This is a genomic window from Bacillus sp. J41TS8 (assembly GCF_018333035.1).
GTDB classification, from domain to species: domain Bacteria; phylum Bacillota; class Bacilli; order Bacillales; family Bacillaceae; genus Bacillus; species Bacillus paralicheniformis.
In genome coordinates this window covers 1-19,932 of record NZ_BORF01000007.1, presented here as the reverse complement: position 1 = coordinate 19,932, position 19,932 = coordinate 1, and the positions used below count along the sequence as shown (strand labels likewise).

21 protein-coding genes and 1 pseudogene are annotated in these 19,932 nt (G+C 46.6%); 10 read left to right on the top strand and 12 right to left on the bottom strand.

Annotated features, from left to right (window positions below; all coding sequences use genetic code 11):
• Window position 1 precedes the first annotated feature (1 nt).
• Together KI350_RS11130 and KI350_RS11125 are read left to right on the top strand one after the other, a co-directional pair.
• A pseudogene (locus tag KI350_RS11130) lies at window positions 2-845 on the top strand (SDR family oxidoreductase).
• A gap of 94 nt (window positions 846-939) precedes the next feature.
• Complete coding sequence (locus KI350_RS11125; RefSeq protein WP_043927172.1) at window positions 940-1,404, top strand: Dps family protein; 465 nt, start codon at window positions 940-942, stop codon at window positions 1,402-1,404.
• A 296-nt stretch (window positions 1,405-1,700) separates the two neighbouring features.
• On the opposite strand, the gene KI350_RS11120 is transcribed toward KI350_RS11125, so the two are convergent.
• Complete coding sequence (locus tag KI350_RS11120) at window positions 1,701-3,071, bottom strand: S1C family serine protease (RefSeq protein ID WP_003185101.1); 1,371 nt, start codon at window positions 3,069-3,071, stop codon at window positions 1,701-1,703.
• Between the two features lie 238 nt (window positions 3,072-3,309).
• Between KI350_RS11120 and cssR the strand changes: the two genes are divergently transcribed.
• Together cssR and cssS are read left to right on the top strand one after the other, a co-directional pair.
• Window positions 3,310-3,984 carry a two-component system response regulator CssR gene (gene cssR / locus KI350_RS11115; protein ID WP_009329557.1) on the top strand — a complete coding sequence of 225 codons (675 nt, stop codon included), beginning with the start codon at window positions 3,310-3,312 and terminating at the stop codon, window positions 3,982-3,984.
• Window positions 3,981-5,327, top strand: a complete 1,347-nt coding sequence (gene cssS, locus KI350_RS11110; protein WP_003185106.1) for a two-component system sensor histidine kinase CssS — start codon at window positions 3,981-3,983, stop codon at window positions 5,325-5,327. Before cssR ends, cssS begins: the two co-directional genes overlap by 4 nt.
• Window positions 5,328-5,350: 23 nt before the next feature.
• On the opposite strand, the gene spxO is transcribed toward cssS, so the two are convergent.
• Window positions 5,351-5,515 carry an anti-adapter protein SpxO gene (gene spxO, locus KI350_RS11105; RefSeq protein ID WP_009329558.1) on the bottom strand — a complete coding sequence of 55 codons (165 nt, stop codon included), beginning with the start codon at window positions 5,513-5,515 and terminating at the stop codon, window positions 5,351-5,353.
• A gap of 187 nt (window positions 5,516-5,702) precedes the next feature.
• On the opposite strand from spxO, the gene KI350_RS11100 reads away from it, so the two are divergent.
• Window positions 5,703-6,587, top strand: coding sequence for a TetR/AcrR family transcriptional regulator (locus KI350_RS11100; RefSeq protein ID WP_020452897.1), 885 nt, complete (start codon window positions 5,703-5,705; stop codon window positions 6,585-6,587).
• A gap of 45 nt (window positions 6,588-6,632) precedes the next feature.
• On the opposite strand, the gene fumC is transcribed toward KI350_RS11100, so the two are convergent.
• Window positions 6,633-8,021 (bottom strand): class II fumarate hydratase, encoded by a 1,389-nt coding sequence (gene fumC, locus KI350_RS11095; RefSeq protein WP_003185111.1) that lies wholly within the window; start codon window positions 8,019-8,021, stop codon window positions 6,633-6,635.
• 83 nt (window positions 8,022-8,104) lie between these two features.
• Window positions 8,105-8,272, bottom strand: a complete 168-nt coding sequence (locus tag KI350_RS11090) for a YvzF family protein (RefSeq protein ID WP_003185114.1) — start codon at window positions 8,270-8,272, stop codon at window positions 8,105-8,107.
• Window positions 8,273-8,395: 123 nt separating this feature from the next.
• On the opposite strand from KI350_RS11090, the gene KI350_RS11085 reads away from it, so the two are divergent.
• Genes KI350_RS11085 through KI350_RS11070 form a run of 4 tightly spaced genes read left to right on the top strand, consistent with a single transcriptional unit; the run spans window position 8,396 to window position 12,452 of the window.
• Entirely contained in the window at window positions 8,396-9,838 is a 1,443-nt protein-coding gene (locus KI350_RS11085; protein WP_025809849.1) for a spore germination protein, read from the top strand.
• Window positions 9,807-10,907: an endospore germination permease gene (locus KI350_RS11080; RefSeq protein WP_003185118.1), complete on the top strand. Its 1,101-nt coding sequence runs from the start codon at window positions 9,807-9,809 to the stop codon at window positions 10,905-10,907. Before KI350_RS11085 ends, KI350_RS11080 begins: the two co-directional genes overlap by 32 nt.
• Window positions 10,904-12,025 carry a Ger(x)C family spore germination protein gene (locus KI350_RS11075; RefSeq protein WP_020452900.1) on the top strand — a complete coding sequence of 374 codons (1,122 nt, stop codon included), beginning with the start codon at window positions 10,904-10,906 and terminating at the stop codon, window positions 12,023-12,025. The genes KI350_RS11080 and KI350_RS11075 overlap by 4 nt, the downstream gene beginning before the upstream one ends.
• 43 nt (window positions 12,026-12,068) lie before the next feature.
• Window positions 12,069-12,452, top strand: coding sequence for a hypothetical protein (locus KI350_RS11070; RefSeq protein ID WP_003185122.1), 384 nt, complete (start codon window positions 12,069-12,071; stop codon window positions 12,450-12,452).
• A 36-nt stretch (window positions 12,453-12,488) separates the two neighbouring features.
• Here the strand turns inward: KI350_RS11070 and liaR are convergent, their stop codons facing one another.
• From liaR to KI350_RS11030, 8 genes are all read right to left on the bottom strand, one after another.
• Window positions 12,489-13,124 carry a two-component system response regulator LiaR gene (liaR, locus tag KI350_RS11065; protein WP_065643736.1) on the bottom strand — a complete coding sequence of 212 codons (636 nt, stop codon included), beginning with the start codon at window positions 13,122-13,124 and terminating at the stop codon, window positions 12,489-12,491.
• Window positions 13,125-13,127: 3 nt separating this feature from the next.
• Window positions 13,128-14,192, bottom strand: coding sequence for a two-component system sensor histidine kinase LiaS (gene liaS / locus KI350_RS11060; protein WP_020452901.1), 1,065 nt, complete (start codon window positions 14,190-14,192; stop codon window positions 13,128-13,130).
• Window positions 14,189-14,920: a cell wall-active antibiotics response protein LiaF gene (gene liaF, locus KI350_RS11055; RefSeq protein WP_003185130.1), complete on the bottom strand. Its 732-nt coding sequence runs from the start codon at window positions 14,918-14,920 to the stop codon at window positions 14,189-14,191. Before liaF ends, liaS begins: the two co-directional genes overlap by 4 nt.
• 30 nt (window positions 14,921-14,950) lie before the next feature.
• Window positions 14,951-15,814, bottom strand: a complete 864-nt coding sequence (gene liaG, locus KI350_RS11050; RefSeq protein WP_003185131.1) for a LiaG family protein — start codon at window positions 15,812-15,814, stop codon at window positions 14,951-14,953.
• Window positions 15,815-15,919: 105 nt separating this feature from the next.
• Window positions 15,920-16,603: a stress responsive protein LiaH gene (gene liaH / locus KI350_RS11045; protein WP_009329563.1), complete on the bottom strand. Its 684-nt coding sequence runs from the start codon at window positions 16,601-16,603 to the stop codon at window positions 15,920-15,922.
• Between the two features lie 20 nt (window positions 16,604-16,623).
• Window positions 16,624-17,010 carry a protein liaI gene (locus KI350_RS11040; protein WP_003185133.1) on the bottom strand — a complete coding sequence of 129 codons (387 nt, stop codon included), beginning with the start codon at window positions 17,008-17,010 and terminating at the stop codon, window positions 16,624-16,626.
• Window positions 17,011-17,182: 172 nt separating this feature from the next.
• On the bottom strand, window positions 17,183-18,136 hold the full coding sequence (locus KI350_RS11035; RefSeq protein ID WP_003185134.1) for a pectinesterase family protein: 954 nt from the start codon (window positions 18,134-18,136) through the stop codon (window positions 17,183-17,185).
• A gap of 130 nt (window positions 18,137-18,266) precedes the next feature.
• Window positions 18,267-18,845 (bottom strand): cob(I)yrinic acid a,c-diamide adenosyltransferase, encoded by a 579-nt coding sequence (locus KI350_RS11030; protein WP_020452902.1) that lies wholly within the window; start codon window positions 18,843-18,845, stop codon window positions 18,267-18,269.
• A 185-nt stretch (window positions 18,846-19,030) separates the two neighbouring features.
• On the opposite strand from KI350_RS11030, the gene KI350_RS11025 reads away from it, so the two are divergent.
• Window positions 19,031-19,777: an SDR family NAD(P)-dependent oxidoreductase gene (locus KI350_RS11025; RefSeq protein ID WP_020452903.1), complete on the top strand. Its 747-nt coding sequence runs from the start codon at window positions 19,031-19,033 to the stop codon at window positions 19,775-19,777.
• The last annotated feature ends 155 nt before the right edge of the window (window positions 19,778-19,932 follow it).

The window sequence follows — 19,932 nt, the reverse complement described above, 5'->3', positions numbered from 1 at the left end:
ATTGAACAATAAAATCGCCATCGTAACAGGCGCGACGAGCGGATTTGGTTTATTGACCGCTTTAAAACTCGCCGGCACTCATTTCGTCAATCGCAACGGCGCGCCATCCAGAAAAAGCGGAAGCTTTGCGGAACCGCATAGCGGAGCTTTCAATCGATTCATCGATTGCCGTCGCTGAACTAGATGTCACAAACGAACAATCGATTTCATCATTTACCGAAGAGCTGAAACGGTACGGACAGATAGACGTTCTCGTCAATAATGCCGGAACAGCATACGGCGGATTTGCTGAAGATCTTTCTCTTGACGACTACAGAAAACAGTATGAGACAAATGTTTTCGGCCTGATGGCGGTAACGAAAGCGATCCTTCCTTATATGAAGAAACACAGCGGCGCCAAAATCATTAATTTGAGCAGCATCAGCGGGCGGATCGCTTTCCCCGCTTTCTCGGCATATGCTTCATCAAAGCATGCGGTTGAAGGCTTTTCAGAAAGCCTCCGCCTCGAACTCCGCCCATTCGGGATCGATGTGGCCGTCGTCCAGCCGGGATCGTATCAGACGGCGATTTGGGAGACATCGTTTGCCGCCCAGGTCACTGCACCTGAAGCCAAATCACGGTACAGTACATATTTTGAGCGGATCTCCGCCTATATTGCGGCTAGTCGCAAACATTACGGAAACCCTGATGATGTGGCTGAACTGATCTGCCGCCTCGCGGTAAAAAAGCGGCTGAACAGACTGCGCTATCCGATCGGCAGGGGCGTCCCCCTCCTGATCCTCCTCCACAACGTCCTGCCATGGCGGATTTGGGAACGCGCGGTCATAAAAAATTTGTTTAAATAAGGTTATTTAAAATAATTATAATTTAGTATTGATTTTAATTTTATATTTGTTATAATATAATTAACAAATGAAAAACACGAGGAGGAAATATCACATGATCTCTCAACAATTAAAACAGCAAAATCCTGTACTTGAAAACTCAATGAATACGAATTTGTCCAACTGGTTCATCCTCTACACAAAGCTTCACCGTTTTCACTGGTATGTAAAAGGGCCGCAGTTCTTTACCCTTCATGAAAAATTCGAAGAGCTTTACAACCATGCCGCAGAAACAGCAGATGTGGTCGCGGAACGTTTGCTGGCCATCGGCGGACAGCCGCTCGCCACAATGAAAGAATACCTTGACCACGGCACAATCGAGGAAAACGGATCCGAAAAAACGGCCGAAGAAATGGTTTCCGCGCTTGTCAGCGATTACCGTCAAATCCGCGATGAAATTCAGCATACCATAGAACTGGCGGAAGACAAATCAGACCATTCTACTGCTGACCTTTATATCGCCCTGACAGAGGAAATTGATAAGCAAATTTGGATGCTTTCTTCATTTTTGGACAAGTAATATGAAAAAGCCATGGCAGACGCCATGGCTTCAGATTGTTGACAAAATCCCAAAACTAAAAGCCGTTTTGGGATTTTGTCATACTTTCAGCGTGACCCTCAACCCTTGCAGTCTAGGAAAGCCGAGCATCGGAAGCTGACTTTCACAGGATGTGATGACGGCGGCGTTTAGGCAGGACGCCTAGGCGGTTAGCCGCCGATCCTTCCTCTATTCGTGAGCACCGACGCGCAGGCTTGACAACGAATGCGAGGGTTTGGCGACACGCTGAAAGCCATGGCAGACGCCATGGCTTTTATTTATGATTTGCTTTTCGCAAGCTTTGCTTTCATTGTTGTTTGCTTTCCGTTTCTCAGCACCTCAAATGTGACGGTATCTCCTGCTTTTGCTTCAGTATAAAGAATTTTTCTGAGATCTGAAGTGGTTTCGACGTTTTTGCCGTTCATTTTGGTGATGACGTCGCCGGCTTTCATACCCGCGTCTGCCGCAGGCGATTTCGGCGATACTTTATCGATGTACACGCCTTTATTAAGCTGGTCTCCGAATAGGCCGAGCGTATTTTGCTGGTACTGTTCAGGCACCTGCTGCATATCGATCATTTGCACGCCGAGGAAAGGCCGTTCCACTTTCCCTTTTTCCAAAAGCTCGTCAACGATCGGCTGAACATCGTTGCTCGGAATCGCGAAGCCAAGCGATTCAACACCGCTTTGGCTGATCTTCAGGCTGTTGATGCCGATGACCTGCCCGCTGCTGTTAATCAGAGGCCCGCCGCTGTTTCCAGGGTTGATCGCCGCATCTGTCTGAAGGACGTTCATATCCCAATTCCCTTCAGATGTTGAGACTTCAATCGTCCGGTTGACACCGCTGATGATGCCTTCTGTAACCGTTCTTGAAAATTGAAGGCCGAGAGGGTTCCCGATCGCAATTACTTTTTCGCCGGCGCGCAGTTTTGCGGAGTCTCCGAAACTTGCAACCTTATCAACGCCTTTGCTGCTGATCTCTAAAACAGCCAGATCAGTCAAAGCGTCGCTGCCGATAATCTTGGCATCCGCGGTCTTTCCGTTGTATAAGGAGATGGTCACCTTCGAGGCGCCTTCAACGACATGGTTGTTTGTGATAATGTAGGCCTTGCCGCCGTCTTTCTTAAAGATGACGCCTGATCCCGTGCCGCTCTCCTCCACGTCGTCTTCAGAGAAGCCGAAGCTCGTTTGAATATTTGAAACTCCGACGATCGCAGGCTCCAAATCTTCCACCATATCAGGTACGTTATCTGCGTTTGTGACAGGTTTTGTGGTGAAATTCTGCGACTGCTTTGGCTCTGTCTGTCCGGTTCCGGCAGTTTCGCTCGGATGATCGCCCGGCAGATACGGGGAGATTCCAAGCACCAAGCCGCCTCCGATGATCCCGCCCAAAATCGGGCTCAGCCACGAAGCCTTGCGCCGCTTTTCTTTTGCCGCTCTCGTTTCCCTGGCATCTTCCAGGGCTGCAGCGGTTTCTTTATTCGTAAGATCTGACTGATCGTCTGTATCCTTCTTTAAAATCAGCTCGGGCTCCTTTGCCGGCTGTTCTGACTGCTGCTCCTCAGAACCTGCCGTTTGCGGCGTCTGCGCTTCTTCGTGAAACTGCTCTTCATTTGCATGTTTTTGTTCGTCATCGCGTCTAAAATCCATAAGCGTACACTTCCTTTATTTTTCTTGTCTTCAACTATCGCAAATGGCATTAAAGCTTTAACATCCACAAAAAAAGAGACCCGGCCATCGTTCACTCTGTTTTCATTCCCTTTCTTCCCTGATGAATATGTTACGAAAACATTGTGGGATAAAAATGAAAAGAATATGTGAAATTATGAAAATTGACCAGACTTATGTTAAAACTAGTATAATGACGTAGAAAGGATGTGAACCGCCCTTGTCATACTCCATTTATCTAGTTGAAGATGAAGAGAATTTAAATGAATTGCTGACAAAATACTTAGAGAGTGAAGGCTGGCACGTCACTTCTTTTCTAAACGGTGAAAGCGCCAGGCAAAAAATAGGCCAGTCACCTCATTTATGGATTCTCGATATCATGTTACCAGATATCGACGGGTATACGCTAATAAAAGAAATAAAAAATCAAGATCCGGAAGTCCCCGTCATTTTTATTTCTGCGCGCGATGCCGACATTGACAGAGTGCTGGGGCTTGAACTGGGCAGCAGCGACTATATATCTAAGCCGTTTCTCCCCAGGGAGCTGATCATCCGCGTGCAAAAGCTGCTCAAGCTGATTTATAAAGAAGAACCGCCTGAGAAGAAAAAAGGAACGCCGGTTTCCTGCTATGAAGTCTATGAAGACTTGAGAGAAGTCTATGAAAATGGCAGCATGATCAATTTGACGTCAAAGGAATTTGATCTTCTGCTTCTATTTATAAACAACCAGGGCCGCGCCTTTTCAAGGGAGGATATTCTCACCAGCGTCTGGGGAGACGATTACTTCGGAACCGACCGCGTCGTCGACGATCTTGTCAGAAGGCTGCGCAAGAAAATGCCCGAACTGAAAGTGGAAACCATCTACGGGTTTGGCTACAGGATGTTGAAATCATGAAGAACAGGTCGCTCGCCTTTCAAATTTGGAGTGTCATTTGCGGCATCCTGTTAACGGTCTCGATTTTGCTGACGTTTCTATTCTCGACGACACTGCAGAACTTTTTCACTGATGAAATTTATACAAACATTGAAAATGAGCAGCATGTTCTGACGGAATACGGATTTTCCGATTCACCGGAAAGAGGCTTCGGCGGAAGCAGCGGCTCGCGAAGCACAAACCGCCACGTTCAGCACGTCCTGCTGCCTGAGAAAGGAACCGTCTATCAGAGCCCGCAGATTCTCCCCGATTCATTTATCGAGAAGGTGCAGAAGCTCGGGAAAAGGCAGGACGAGTCATCGAAAAGGTATTCGGAGAATGTCAACGGAGAGCACGTTTTCTTTGTGCTCAAAAAAATCCAGACCCAGGACCAGACGTTTCTGTTGTTATCCTATGCGCTTGATTCATACAGGGACGATTTGTCTCATACGCTGTTTAAGCAGCTGCTGTTTATTTTGATCGTCGTCATTTTGCTGAGCTGGATTCCTTCTATTTGGCTGGCGAAATATTTATCAAGACCGCTCGTCACGCTTGAAAAGCACGTCAAACAAATCTCTAAACAGGATTGGGATGATCCCGTGATTGTCGACAGGGAAGACGAAATCGGCAAGCTGGGGCACACCATTGAAGACATGCGGCAAAAGCTCATCCAGAAAGATGAGACAGAACGCACGCTCCTGCAAAACATCTCCCACGACCTGAAAACGCCGGTCATGGTCATCCGCGGGTATACCCAGTCGATCAAAGACGGCATCTACCCTAAAGGAGATTTGGAAAACACGATTGAAGTCATTGAAGGCGAAGCTGAAAAACTTGAAAAGAAAATCAAGGATCTTCTTTATCTGACAAAGCTTGATTATTTGCTGAGACAAGAAAGACAGTACGGAACTTTTGATATACAAGAGGTCATTAAAGAAGTTGTTGAACGCTTGAGATGGTCCAAAAAAGAATTGAACTGGAAGATTGATCTTGAAGAGGAAACAATGTTGACGGGCGATCAAGAACAATGGAGCAAGCTGTTGGAAAACGTTCTTGAAAACCAGATCCGCTATGCGGAGACATTCATTGACATCAGCGTCAGGTCGACGAAAGAACATACGTTGATCACCATTAAAAATGACGGACCGCACATTGAAGAAGAGATGCTTTCCAGCCTGTATGAGCCTTTTAATAAAGGGAAGAAAGGCGAATTCGGCATTGGACTCAGCATCGTTAAACGAATCTTAACGCTCCACCATGCTGACATGACCATTCGGAATGATCAAACCGGTGTGTGCTACTCAATATCCGTTCCGAGAAATTAGACTGTAGACGCTGCAGTCTTTTTTCATATAAACGAATAGCCGTTGAAATCCCGGTAGCTCGGCTTCACTGTGTTTTTTGGCTTTTTCATCCATTTCTTTTCGCACAGGACATGCTTTGGATATTTAACTTTGTCCACCTTAATTCCCCTGCTGCGCAGGCGCCTGATCATGTCATCGATTTCTTTCATCAACCTTCACCCTTTCTCCGCAAATTTTGACCACTCGGTCACCTTACTTTATAATATAAATAATATCAAACAAAAAAACAAGTTACAATCTAGTTAAAAATATAACGGAGCAAAAAAAGTGACCCGCCAGTCACCCCGGTCCGCCGAAAGCCGCTTTTGGGTTCGATCTTTCAGGAAGGTGAAAGCTATGAAACAAAAAGAGAAAGTCATTATTGAAACAGCCATCAAACTTTTCGCTAAAAAAGGATACAGTTCTACTTCAGTTCAAGAGATTGCAAAAGAGTGCCAAATGTCAAAAGGCGCTTTCTACATTTATTTTAAATCAAAAGAAGCGCTCCTCCTTTCAGTCCTTCACTACTACTATGAAAGAATCTTTACCCGAATCCAGAAAATCAAAACGGAGCATGACCATCCGCGCGATGTGTACCGGATGCAGCTCGTCGTTTTTTTCGAAAACATTTTGGAGCATAAAGAGTTTATCACGATGCAGTTTAATGAGCGGTCGATGCCGATCAATGAAGAAATTGAGGCGTTTGCGAAAAAAATGCGGAGAACCACGCTCAGGCTGCACATCGAAAACATCCAGAACATTTACGGCAAAGACATTGAACCGTACAGCGCCGAACTGTGCTTTATGATCAACGGAATGAGCGATGTCTACCTTGAGCTGATGATTTTGCTGCACCATTCGTTCGACCTGCAGTCTCTCGCCGACCACATGCTGAACCGCCTCGACGATTTGGCGAAGGGGATGATCAAGCGCAATGACCAGCCGCTGATCCCATTCGAAAAAGCAGACGAGTGGTTCGGCCCATTTTACACATTTGATCCGCTGAAGGACGCCCTGCTCAATGAAATGCGCGTCAAAGCGAACAAGCAGTACAACGGCGCTCCTCCTGCAGACCTTGCCGAAAGCCTGGATATTCTGGAGAAAGAGCTTAGAAAAGAAAAACGCAAAAACGCCATTATCAAAGGCATGATAGCCAACTTGAAGGAATATCCCGCGATTCGAAAAGAAACGGACAAACTCGCCGAATTGCTCAAAAAAGACATGCACCATCCGCACGGATGATCCGCAAAACAAAACCGGCTGCAATGCATGCAGCCGGTTTGTTGATTATGCTTTCGGTTTCACCATTTCTTCAGGTTTAACAACTTCGTCGAACTGCTCCTCTGTCAAAAGGTTCAGCTTGAGAGCCGCTTCTTTCAGCGTCAGCCCCTCTTTATGAGCCAGCTTCGCGATTTTCGCAGCATTTTCGTATCCGATATGCGGGTTTAGAGCCGTAACCAGCATGAGAGAGTTGGTCAGGTTCTTCTCAATTGTTTCCCGATTAGGTTCGATTCCTACAGCACACTTGTCATGGAATGAATTCATGCCGTCGGCAAGAAGCTGAACGGATTGGAGGAAGTTGTAAATAATCACAGGTTTAAAGACGTTCAGTTCAAAGTTCCCCTGGCTCGCGGCAAAGCCGATCGTTGCGTCATTCCCCATGATCTGGGATGCGACCATTGTCAGCGCTTCGCTTTGCGTAGGGTTTACTTTTCCAGGCATGATCGAGCTTCCCGGCTCATTTTCCGGGATAAGCAGCTCGCCGATTCCGCAGCGAGGTCCGCTCGCAAGCCATCTGACATCATTGGCGATTTTCATGAGATCTGCCGCAAGCGCTTTAAGCGCCCCATGCACGTGTGTCAGTTCATCATGGCTTGTCAGCGCATGAAACTTATTAGGCGAGCTTTTGAATGTCTGCCCGGTCAGAGCGCTGATCTCTTCGGCAACGGTGCTGCCGAATTCAGGGTGGGCATTAATGCCTGTTCCGACGGCAGTTCCGCCGATGGCAAGATCGCGGATTTTTTCAGCAGCTTCAAGAATCATCTCTTTAGAGCGGTCCAGCATGTATACCCAGCCGCTGATTTCCTGTCCCAATGTCAGCGGTGTCGCATCCTGCAAATGAGTGCGGCCGATTTTGACAATGTCTTTGAAAGCTTCAGCTTTTTCATGCAGCGTGCTTCTCAACCGGTCAATCGCCGGAATCAGTTTATCGTGAATCGCGAGGACAGCTGCCACGTGCATAGCTGTCGGGAATGTGTCGTTAGAGCTTTGGCTGCGGTTGACATCATCATTCGGGTGGATTTTCAGGCTTGATCCTTTTTCCTGCAAATAAGCCGTTCCCCTGTTTGCCACAACTTCATTCATATTCATGTTGCTCTGTGTTCCGCTGCCGGTCTGCCAGACGACCAGCGGAAAATGGCTGTCATACTTTCCTTCTAAAATATCATCGCATACGGAAACAATCGCTTCCTTTTTTTCCGCCTCAAGATTTCCAAGCTTTTCATTGGCAATCGCAGCGCTTCTTTTCAAGATTGCAAACGCATACACAATTTCCTGCGGCATTTTCTCGGAACCGATTTTAAAGTTCTCCTTGCTTCTTTGGGTTTGGGCTCCCCAAAACTTATCCGCGGGAACCTTGACTTCACCCATCGTATCTTTTTCAATTCTGTAGTCCACTTTCTTATCCCTTCCTTCTCTAATTCTGCAATATTCTATATTTCGATAAAAATCGATAAAACCCTTCCATTTAAATTTTATCTTTATTTTAATTTTAGCTCAATATAAACCCGGGTATCTTTTGCATATTTATATTTCGGATTTGTTTTACCGTATTCTTTCGATACATATGAAACCTCATAATGCTTAGAAAAAGATTGAATAATGCGTTCAATCTCCTCCGGTTTCCCCGTAAGCCTGATTTGCGCCAACTTTCTCACTCCGTCTCTGTTCAATGAAAATTTCGCCAAACACTACTGTAACACAGTATATTGTTTTTTTAACAGGAAAAGATAACCTATACAACTCCAGAAACACCAGGGCAGGTGACGATCATGACTCAATCGGAATTCAAGGAACACATCCATGAAAATCTCGCAATGCTCCTTCCCCATCTCGAGCATAACGATGATCTGATTCAAAATAAAAAAATGCTGAAAAACGGAATCATTTTTTACTTTTTGTACTTTAAAGATTTGAATGATGATAAGAAAATCCAAAAAGCGGCGAAATTGCTGGTCTCGGATGACAGCTCTTATTCACTGGAGGATGTCCGTCTCCGTTTAAATAAGCTGAATGCGGAACCCGTTACAAAAGAAAAAGACGCCATCAACGCGATATTCAAAGGAAAGTGCCTGCTCTTGATCAATGGCATGAATGTTATTTTTGCGCTGCCAACATCTGAGAAAAAGAAAAGAAGTCTTGGAGTCGTAGATACGGAAAACGTCGTCAGAGGCCCGAAAATCGGCTTTATCGAGGATGTCGATACAAATGTGGCCCTGGTCAGGCAGCGTGTCCCGGATCAAGAACTGACCGTGGAAAAAATCCCGCTCGGCAAGAGCAAGTTTAAAGACGCGACCATTCTCTATATCCAGGGCAAAGCGGACGATTCGATCATCAAAGATCTTAAAAAGCGCCTGAAAAAAGTTCAGCTGGATGATATTCAAGATACCGGCGTTCTTGAAGAATTAATCGAAGATAATAAGTACTCGCCGTTTCCGCAGATCCAGAATACCGAAAGACCTGACAAGGTTTCTTCAGCGCTGTTTAATGGACGGATCGCAATTTTTGTTGATTACTCGCCATTTGCCCTGATCGTGCCGGCTTCTTTCGGAATGGTGATGCAGTCCCCGGACGATTTTTACGAAAGATGGATCGCCACGACCTTGATCAGATTTCTTCGGTTCAGTTCGATTTTCATCACCCTGTTCCTATCGGCGTTTTATATTTCGCTTGTATCTTTTCATCAAGGCATGCTGCCGACGGCTCTCGCTGTTACGATTGCGAGCACGCGCGAAAATGTGCCGTTTCCGCCGCTCCTTGAAGCGCTGATTATGGAAGTGACGATCGAGCTCTTACGGGAAGCGGGACTGCGGCTTCCCAATCCGCTAGGCCAGACGATCGGCCTCGTGGGAGGCGTCGTCATCGGCCAGGCGGCGGTCGAAGCAAATATCGTCAGCTCTGTGATGGTGATCATCGTCAGCATTATCGCCCTTGCTTCATTTACTGTGCCGCAGTACGGCATGGGCCTGTCGTTTCGCGTGCTTCGTTTTATTTCCATGGTGGCTGCAGCCGTGTTCGGGCTTTACGGGATCATATTGTGCATGCTCGCCATCTTCACCCATTTGGTCAGGCAAAGAAGCTTCGGCATCCCGTATTTTAACCCGAACCATTTTTTCAGCTTAAAACATACGGATGAAGCCATTATTCGTCTGCCAACAAAAGCTCGGGAGGTGAACCGTAAAAATGGATCCAAAAAATCAGCACGATCGGATTAGCACGTATGAAGCCGCTTCGATCATAACCAGCACAATGCTCGGCGCAGGCCTGCTGACGCTGCCCAGGGCGCTGACGCAAAAAACGCTGTCGCCGGACGGATGGATCGTATTAATCTTTGAGGGGCTTGTCTTTTTTCTCATTATCTACATCAATGCAAAAATCGTTAAAAAACACAACGTCCTGTCTTTTTTTGATTACACAAGAGAAGGCTGCGGCTTTATAATCGGGAATATTCTCAACCTGTTAATCGTTTTATACTTCATGGGCGTGGCCAGCTTTGAAGCCAGGGCGATGGCTGAAATGGCAAAGTTTTTCCTTCTTCAGTTCACGCCGATGAGCGTGACGATTTTCGCTTTTATCGTCTGTGCAATTTATTTGGTTGTCGGGGGTATCAGCGATATGTCAAAGATATTCCCGTTCTTCCTGTCCGTTACCATTGTCATTCTTCTGATCGTCTGCGGACTGAGCCTGAATATGTTTCAGCTGAACCATTTGCGGCCGGTTCTCGGCCTTGGTTTGGAGCCGGTCAGCAGAGCTTTGACGGTCGTTTCCATTTCATTTTTAGGGGTGGAGCTGATGATGTTTCTGCCGAAATACGTCAAAAACAAAGAAAAGCTTTTTAAGGCATCGGCGATTGGATTTGGGATACCGCTCTTCTTATATATCCTCACCTTTGCGGTCGTTGTCGGGGCGCTGACCGCGACTGAGGTCATGACGTTGACATGGCCGACGATCTCGTTGTTTCAGTCTTTTGAGATAAGAGGGATTTTCATCGAAAGGTTCGAATCGTTTTTGCTCGTCATTTGGACGATCCAGTTTTTCACAACGTTTGTCGTCTATACGTACTTTGCCGCTTCAGGACTTGAAAACGTATTCGGATGGCCTGTGAAAAAAAACGTCCTCTTCATCGGCGTTGTCATCTATCTAGCATCCCTTGTCCCGCGGGACGCCAACCAGGTCAGCGCCTTCAGCGACTACCTTGGATATATCTTTATCGTTGTCTTCTGTGCACTTCCGCTTATGATCTTTTTGCTCGTGTCCATCAAAAGGAGGTTTACTTCTTCATGAAAAAAAAGGGAATGTTAGCAGCCCTTTCTCTGCTTCTCCTTTTAACAGGCTGCTGGGACAGCAGGCAGATCGAAAAGCTTAGCATCGCCATCGGCCTTGCCCTCGATAAAGGTGAAGATGATAAAAAGGTGAAATTGACGTATCAGTTTCTCGTTCCTAAAAAGATCGGACAAGACGGCAGCGCTCAGGATCCGTCTAAAGTGGTGTCCACCTCCGGAAACACGGTCCATCAAACCATCCGTTCCACCGCTTTGAAAAATTTCCCGGTATTCTCGCAGCATCTGCAAGTCCTGATTTTCTCAGAGGAGCTTGTATCCGATATTTCTCTGGAAGCATTGATCAATCAATTTATTAGGGACAACAGCATCAGAAGGAGCAGCGAGGTCTATATGACGCCCGGAGCTGCCGACAGCATACTGAAGGTTGATGGTGCAAGTGACCCTGCGTCCGACGTGATCCACAGCATCTCTGAAAACAGAGCTTCGACGATCAAGCTGCTCAAGCCCGTCACATTGAACGATATTTCGATTAAAATGCAGTCTGATTTATCTTATATCATGCCGAAGGTTGCGATCGAAAAAGGACAGCTTCAGCTTGAAGGCGGCGCCGTGATCAAAAACAACAAATACCATGCAAACCTTTCGCCGTCTCAGATCGAAGCGCTGAATTTATTAACTGGCAATGTCATCGGCGGAGTGATCGACTCAAGGCATGATGGACATTTGTTCTCGTATGAAGTGTTTTCGATGACCCACCGCGTGCGGGCGATGAGGCAGAACGGAAAGTACAAATTCGTCGTAAATGCCAATATTAAAGGAAGGCTGTCAGAGGACTGGTATCTTGGAGAGGATTCTTTTAATGACCAATATATAAAAAACATAGAGAAATCGGTTCAAAAAGACATCAAAAAGCGGGTTGAGCAGCTGATCCATGTCCTGCAGCACGATATCAAAACGGACGTCACCGATTTTTCCGACAATGCGCGGATCAATTTTCCGAAGGAGTGGGAAAAAGACAGATTCAATTGGGACAAACACTTCAGCGAAGCCTATATCGACTATCATATTAAAGCGACGATTCAGGACTTTGGAACAAAAGGTGCGACAAAAAGCAGATAGCGCCCCGTTTTTCTGATAGAATGTGTTTGAAAGGGTGATGAGCTTGAAGCGGATATTGCACATGACAGGCATTTTTTTGATTGCAGCGGCAGTCATTCTGTCCGGATTCATTATCAGTGATGTCGCCTATGATCCGTTTATGGAGGATTCGCAGTCGATGCTTTTCTTCACGATCGGCACATACCTCACCACTCCGTTTTTTTGCTTCATCGGCGGATTCATTTTGCTAGGCATCGGCAAGTTGATCGACTTGCAGGAGAAACACAATGCCATAGTGGCCGAGCGGCTCGACATCATTTGCCAAAACGGTACAGCGGGCGAACATGCACGCGAAGAAAACGAGGCCGCCCAACTTACCGCCCGCACGGTTGAAACAGATTCATTCACTCTTCCTGCAGCCGAGGATCGAAAATATTGGAACGGCTGAAAAACGGCTTTCTTGAGAAAGCTGTTTTTTGTTTGATCAGTCGACAAGTTTGTTTCGGTGGGCGTAGATTGCGGCTTGTGTCCGGTCGTCGACTTCAAGCTTGGAAAGGATGTTCGTCACATGCGTTTTAACTGTTTTAATGGTGATATATAATTCTTCGGCAATACCTTTGTTTGTCTTGCCCTCTGCTACAAGTTTGAGGATTTCCAATTCTCTTGCCGTCAGCGATTGATGAAGGGGCTGTTCGCCGGCTGAATGTCTCAGCTTGGACAACACTTTTCCTGCGACTTTGGCTTCAAGCTTTGGTTCTCCGACGCTCGCAGCCCTGATCGCATCGGCGATTTCACTCGCTTTCGACGTTTTCAGCAAATAGCTGAGCGCTCCGGCTTCGATGACCGGATAGACCTTGTCATCATCAACGAAGCTCGTCAGAACGATGATTTTCGGATCGGCAAGCTGCCGGCAAATTTCTTTCGTGGCCTCAATTCCGTCCATCCCTTCCATCACAAGATCCATCAAAATCACGTCGGGTTTGGTTTCAAGCGCCAATTCAACGCCGCGCTTTCCGTCTGATGCCTCCCCAATCACTTCAATATCAGGCTGGGATTCCAGGAAAGCGGCCAGCCCCATTCTCACCATTTCATGATCATCAATTAACAATACTCGAATCACCTTTTAAGCCTCTCCTTTTTGTTGTTCAAAAATCGGAACCTTTACATCAACCTGTGTTCCTTTTCCCGTAAATGAAATGATTTCTGCCACTCCGCCGACTTCGCTGGCTCTTTCCTTGATCGAGTTCAGCCCGTACGAAGATGTTTTGACGGCATCCATCTTAAATCCTTCGCCATTGTCAATGACTTTCAACTGGAGCTGTTTGTTCCTGAGCAGCAGTCTGACGGTGACTTTTGTCGCTTTTGAATGCCGGAACACGTTTGAGAGCGCTTCTTGAACGATCCTGAACAGGTGGTCTTCCACACCTTTCGGAAGTTTGCCCGCATCCTCAATCTCCCAATCGATGTCGATCGACTGTTTCGCTTTAAATTCTTTCAAAAGGTCTGCAAGCCCTTCTTGTAGACCTTTCCCTTCAAGCGTAACAGGTCGCAAATGCAAAAGGAGCGCCCTCATTTCATTCTGGGCATCGGCCGCCATTTTTTCGACCATTTTCAGCCTTTGAGCGAGCTTTTCATCAGCCGCAGCATCGATTCCCTCCAAAACAGCTGAAGTCATCATGGAAATCGCAAACAGCTGCTGGCTCACCGCATCATGCAATTCGCGCGCAAGACGCTGCCGCTCTTCGGAGATCACCGATTTTTTCATTTGATCCTGCCATTCCGCTCTCTCATTGGACAGCTTTTGCAAAGAGGCAACCTGTCTTTCGATCCGTTCGGCCATCTCATTGAGCTGGTCGGCGGCCAGCCCGATCTCATCGTCTCCAAGCGATGGAATCCGGTAGGCAAAGTTGCCGTTTTCGTACTTTAGAATAGACTCGATCAGCTTTTCAAGCCGTTTTTTCAGCTGATTGCCGAACATATAGCCTGAGCCGAACCCGACAGCTGCGCTGATCAATGCGAGAAGCGCGATAAACGGAATCCCGAACCACCTGGAAACGATGAGCACCCTCGGATCCAGCTGGTAATAAAACAGCATAAAGCCCAATACAGCAAGAAAAATCGTAAAGCTGACACCAAGGGATAAGCGGACGGCGCGCCATTGAATGTTTGCAAGTCTGTTCGTTCTCATATGAACCGCACATCCACATCGCCGATAAACAGCGAAATCGAAATTTTGACCCGTCGTGCCGACTGCTCGTAATTCTCTGTCTCGGAATAGATTTGATTGCCGATGCCGCTTTTTCGGCCGCCGATGACGTCAATGTCTCCAACGAATGCAGAAGAGCTGATGGACACCTCAAGATCGGACGGAATGTAAATATCGACATCTCCGATCAACCCCGTAATGACGATGGTGTTTTCGCCCTCTGAAATAATCGCCTTTGACAAATCGATTTTCACGTCACCGATAAACCCGGAGATATTCAAGTCATTTAAGTCAAAAGGTGTTTTCATCAATTTTACATCACCGAAAAAGAAGCTGCGCTGGCCAGGGCTGTTCTTCTCCTGAAGCGGCTTGAAATCCGCCTTTTCCTTTCCCCTGTCTTTCGGCTTATGGCGGTCAAATACCGGCTGATTTGTCACCAGCCGGTACCCCGCATAAATTAAGAAAGCGGCAAAGAAAAAGCCGAACAGGCTGAATGTAATGCTGAAGATGTCTTTCAGCAGCAGAAAGCCTGCAAAAATATACATGACAGACCCGAGCCAGCGGCGGGAATATTTGTGGAGAAAATACCCGGCAAAAAGAAAAGCGAGCGGCCAGAATAACGCGTCTCCAAGCCCGCTGTTTTGCAAAAATATGCTGATTCCGAAGAGTACGATGATCAGTCCGATCAGCTGGTTTTTTGTAAGACGCATGCTGACTCGAGCCCCCTTTCTTCTTGTCGATTACTCAATTGAGACATTCCCGCTCGTAATTGAGATGTCGATTTTATTTTTTCCATTTCCTTTTTTTCCAGTCAGCGTCCGCTTCTCATTGGCGACTTGGTCAAATGAATAGGAATGACTGATGTTTCCGCTTGTCGACTCGGCTTCAAGACTGATGTCGGCATCATCGGGCAGGCTGAGCTTGGTGTTTCCGGATGTCTGTTTGATGCTCAGAGAATCGTTGATCTCTGTAAAGGAAGCGCGCAAATTGCCCGAAGTCTGTTTGATGCTGAGTTTGCCGGTGACATTTTCAAGTTTTGTATTACCGGATGTGGAGCGGATATCAGCAGCTGCCGTTTGAACGTTTTCCAGCCTGACCGATCCTGACGTCCCTTTTACAGAAAGGTCTTCCGCCTGAAGGTCATCGGCCTTGAGGCTGCCGCTTCCCGACTTTAAGGCTACATTTCGCAAATGCAGACCGCCGCCGGACAGTTTGACATTTCCGCTTCCAGAAGAAATCGACAGATCATCTTTATATTCAGAAGGGATCTTGACAATCAGCTCATTTTTCTTCCAGAAAAACGGCCAAAAGCCTTTCGAATGAGCGGAAAGCTGAAGAGTACGCCCCTGTTCGGACGAATCAAGCCGGACGTTTTTTCCTGAAATCTCGGCTTTTATATCATCGCGGTTTTCAGCTTGAATGTTGACTGTTATACTCTTTGCATCAATGTCAATTTTATCGATGTCTTCCGCCTGTGCATGATATGTGCGGGCTGACTCTTCATCGAAGCCGAAGAAAGAAAAGCCTTCACGCCCATTAAACATCATGCCTGCAAGGATGAGAATGCCGGCGATGATCAGCAGTTTTCCAACCGTTTTTTTCATTTAGAAAACCCTTTCGGCTAGTAAGTGTATGCTCCTTATTATAAGGAAAATGGTCTTTGAAAGAAATCAAAAATTGCATAAGGGGCTGTGAGAGCCCCTATTCGTTTATGCATTTCCCGCAGGTGTCTGCTTTTCCAAGCCTGTCTTTTTAGCCCTCATTTTTTCCAGCTCTTCTTCCACTTCTTTTGCATATTCAAGGCGGCCGAATGGGCTGCTTGATGAAGCTGATAATTCAGCATAGCTGTTCACCCTTGTTTCCATCTCTTCAATCCGGTTTTCCATTCTCATAAATTCCCGGTAGGCGCTTTCGCTGTCGATTTTATTAAATGATGCATTCATATGTTCTTTCGCTTTCACCGCGTTTGCCCTGGCGATCAGCGCATGCTTTCGGTCTTTGATATCGCGCAGTTTAACCTCAAGTGTCTCCAGCTGTTCCTTTAATTCAGCAAGCTGCTTTTTCGCGTGCTGGTGAGCGTCCTTGTATTCAGCAGCTTTTTCTTCAAAATACTTCATTTCTGAGAGCGCCTTTTTAGCAAGTTCTTCTTCACCCGCATCAAAAGCGAGCTGAGCCTGGTTTCTTCGCTTGACAGCAAGCTTTTCGGCTTCTTCCACTTTTCCTTTAAAACTATGTTCAATTGTCTGCTGCTTGACGATGGTATGCTTCGCCTTGGCGATATCGCTTTCCATGTCGCGTACGTATTGATTCAGCATCACCCGTGGGTTCTCCAGTTTATCCAATCCTTCATTTACTGATGCGACAAACATGTCTCTGATTCTTTTTAAAGCCATGATCTCGTCCTCCCAAAATATTATTTATTCTTTTTCAAAAAGTCTTCCCACTCTGCATCAAAGCCTGTGTCATATGAAGCTGCGGAAGGCTCCGTTTTCTCTGAATAAAGGATGTCATCCTGTTTGTCATCTTGCTTCATCATTTTCCATCCGAAATAAACCATCGCTGCAGCAACCGCGATGCCGATCAGAAACGGCAATGACCCTCCCAAAAACATGATGCCGAAGATCGCGGCCAGTACCGCGGCAAACTGGCGTCCTTCCTTCCATTTTTTCACGGAATAGAATAGAAGCAATGCTCCAATAGCACCTGTAACCAATCCGCCGAAATGGCCTCCGCCGAAGAACAGGGAGACGCCAAAAAGGATTAGAAAAAAGCCGATGATGGACTTCCCATTTATATTCATATTTGCTCCTCCTTTCTCGTTCATGTCTTTACTATAGTCAATTTCAGGCTTCGACAAAACGAGTCACAGATTGATTTTGCCGTACGACCAGGGTCGTATGGCACATCGGACCCGCTCGCATAAAAAGACCGCTCATCTCAGCGAGAGAGCGGTCTTTCTGCAGGTTGCCTTGCTATGATTCAACTTTAGGATTCCAGCCGTCCAATACGTTTTCAATTGTCCATTTCTCAGCCTCATGATCGGCAAGCTGCCTTCGGGCCTCATGCGAAATCGCACCCGGACCCGTATTCCCGTATTCGTACAATCTGGCATCGGCCGCAGAAAAGCCCGACATATCCGTCCATCCTTCAGGCTTGATGTGTGCGCCTAAATCGCAGCGGTGATATAGCACACTGGCGATGGCGTCGGGGTCTCCTCCCGGATGCCATGGGCGCCCGAGGTATACCGTTCCATCTGCGGCATCGCTTGTCACTCTGCAGTTTGTTATCAATAAACCGAACGGCTTTGCGATATGCGTGCTCGCAGCTGTCACATAACCGTTGTTTGTAGCGGACCCGCGGTCAGCGCTATGGATCTGGCACTCTTCAAACACAGCTCTTGCTCCTCCGAAAATGAAATCGACATCGCCTTCTATATAGCATTGATAAAAATATTGTGTACCGTCATTGACAAACAGTGTATCTTGTCTGCCTATAAACCTGACATATTTGAACGTCATCCTGTTTCCTTTCGCATAAACCGCCACCGCTTGCGTATCGGTCGTGTCGACTTTCGTGCGGTCGAACGAGTTTTCAAACGTCAAATTTTCGGCTTCAACATGATCCGCATAAATAAACACGCTTGAACTTCCGGTCGTGCCGTATTTCCCTCCTCCTTCCTTTTCTTTTCCGGCATAGTTGTCATACGTAATCACAGTCTCGTAACGATTTTCGCCGATCAGCTTCACAAACGGCTTTGTAGCCGGAATATGAACGACTTCTTTGTAAACTCCTTTTTTAATGAATATCACTTTCTGTTCCCGACTGTACTCAGGCAAAGCATCGATCGCCTCTTGAACGGTTTGAAATTCGCCGTCTCCATCCTTCGAAACCGTCAGCCGTATAGCAGCTGCCTCCCGATTAACCACTTGAACACTCCCTCTCTTTGAAAACGCTTACTTAAAGTTTACGACAAAAAGCCGTTTTCCCCTGCCGGAAAACGGCTTGATTTGATCAATCGGCCCATTTCTGTTAGATAACGATTGGCGGATGGCTCATTCATGATTTTTTCTTTGTCCGGAATACATCAGCGCTTCGTTCATATTCGACATCCACTTCCCCGAGACGGTGATTGACAATGCGCGCCGCCGCAAATAAATAATCGGACAGCCGGTTGACGTATGGCAGCGCAAGCGGCGGAATGTCTTCTTCTTTGGCCAAAGCGACAATCTTTCGTTCAGCTCTTCTGATGACCGTTCTCGCCGCATGCAAAAATGATGCCGTTTCTGTTCCGCCCGGAAGAATAAACTTGGTCAGCCGCGGCGCTTCCTCGACATAGGCATCAATTCGTTCTTCAAGCATGGTGATTGATTCAGTCTTGAGCTTGCCTTCTTCCTGAACATTGACATACGCCAAATCAGTGCCGCAGTCGAACAGCTCATGCTGGATGGCGGTCAACTCTGACAGAACATCTTGAAACAGCGCTTCTTCTGCTTTTAAATAAGACTGAGCCAGCCCGATGAAACTGTTTGCTTCATCCAATGTGCCGTACGCTTCCACTCTAAGATGATCTTTATCCGCCTTTCCGCCAATTAAACTCGTTTTTCCCTTATCGCCTGTTTTTGTGTATAGTTTCATTTCATTCTCCCTTCTTTATTACTTGTTTCTATAGTATACCCTGTTTCTAACTACTGCAGGAATTGTTCCATTATGAAACAAAAAAACGAATAGCAATCATCAAAATAAAGTTTTGTTGAATAAAGAAACACTCAATTTTATAATAGACATGAAAACGGTTTTATTCAAAGACAGGTGGGATGAGGATGGAATTGAATCAGCAAACGGCGATTATTACCGGTGCAAGCCGCGGCATCGGCAAAGCTGTTGCAGAGACGCTTGCGGATAAAGGGGCAAATGTCGTCATCAACGGGACAAACGAAGAATTGCTCAAGTCCCTGTGCACACAATTGAATACTGAGAGAAAGCGCGCTTCTTATGTTGCAGGTGATGCCAGTTTGCCAGAAACAGCCTCGCTTCTCATAGCTGAAGCAAAACAGCAGTTTGGGCGGATCGATATTTTGGTCAACAATGCGGGCATTAATTTGCGGAAAACGACCATTGATACATCGCTTGAAGAGTGGAAAAGAGTGATAGATTTAAATTTAACCGGCACCTTTCTCATGTGTCAGGCTGTCATCCCGGAGATGATCATGCAGGGCGGCGGAAAAATTGTAAACATGAGCTCAACGACGAGCAAAACACCGCATCACAATGCCTCTCCTGCTTACGGTGCATCGAAAGCAGGCATCAACTATTTAACGATGCATTTGGCAAAGGAGCTCGCTGCACACCGCATTTATGTCAACGCCGTCTGCCCGGGACCGATTGAAACGGATATGAGCAAGCAGTGGAGCGAGGAGTATCGCGCAGCTGTCATGGAGCGGATTCCGCTGAAAATGATCGGCTCACCCGAGCATGTCGCAAACGTTGTCGCCTTCCTAGCCTCTGATCAATCTGATTTTATAACGGGCGAAACCATTAATATTAACGGCGGCACCTACATGAACTAAAAAGAAGAGCCTCCTTAACTGGAAGGCTCTCAGCTTGTAGAGAAACCTATGTTTTTCTACAAGCTTTTTTGTTTTAAATGGTTTTGATGTGTTTTGTCATCTTTATAAAAGAAATAGAAAAAGTCCTCCCACACCCCTAGCCTAGCTTCGCTAGG

Excerpts from the sequence above, each read along its gene's own strand:
- liaF (WP_003185130.1), bottom strand. The coding sequence starts at position 14,920 with ATGCGTCTTACAAAAAACCAGCTGATCGGACTGATCATCGTACTCTTC.
- KI350_RS11120 (WP_003185101.1), bottom strand. The coding sequence starts at position 3,071 with ATGGATTTTAGACGCGATGACGAACAAAAACATGCAAATGAAGAGCAG.
- spxO (WP_009329558.1), bottom strand. The coding sequence starts at position 5,515 with ATGAAAGAAATCGATGACATGATCAGGCGCCTGCGCAGCAGGGGAATT.
- KI350_RS11030 (WP_020452902.1), bottom strand. The coding sequence starts at position 18,845 with ATGAAACTATACACAAAAACAGGCGATAAGGGAAAAACGAGTTTAATT.
- KI350_RS11125 (WP_043927172.1), top strand. The coding sequence starts at position 940 with ATGATCTCTCAACAATTAAAACAGCAAAATCCTGTACTTGAAAACTCA.
- KI350_RS11100 (WP_020452897.1), top strand. The coding sequence starts at position 5,703 with ATGAAACAAAAAGAGAAAGTCATTATTGAAACAGCCATCAAACTTTTC.
- KI350_RS11025 (WP_020452903.1), top strand. The coding sequence starts at position 19,031 with ATGGAATTGAATCAGCAAACGGCGATTATTACCGGTGCAAGCCGCGGC.
- KI350_RS11080 (WP_003185118.1), top strand. The coding sequence starts at position 9,807 with ATGGATCCAAAAAATCAGCACGATCGGATTAGCACGTATGAAGCCGCT.
- liaH (WP_009329563.1), bottom strand. The coding sequence starts at position 16,603 with ATGGCTTTAAAAAGAATCAGAGACATGTTTGTCGCATCAGTAAATGAA.
- KI350_RS11085 (WP_025809849.1), top strand. The coding sequence starts at position 8,396 with ATGACTCAATCGGAATTCAAGGAACACATCCATGAAAATCTCGCAATG.
- KI350_RS11040 (WP_003185133.1), bottom strand. The coding sequence starts at position 17,010 with ATGAATATAAATGGGAAGTCCATCATCGGCTTTTTTCTAATCCTTTTT.
- cssS (WP_003185106.1), top strand. The coding sequence starts at position 3,981 with ATGAAGAACAGGTCGCTCGCCTTTCAAATTTGGAGTGTCATTTGCGGC.
- KI350_RS11075 (WP_020452900.1), top strand. The coding sequence starts at position 10,904 with ATGAAAAAAAAGGGAATGTTAGCAGCCCTTTCTCTGCTTCTCCTTTTA.
- liaG (WP_003185131.1), bottom strand. The coding sequence starts at position 15,814 with ATGAAAAAAACGGTTGGAAAACTGCTGATCATCGCCGGCATTCTCATC.
- liaS (WP_020452901.1), bottom strand. The coding sequence starts at position 14,192 with ATGAGAACGAACAGACTTGCAAACATTCAATGGCGCGCCGTCCGCTTA.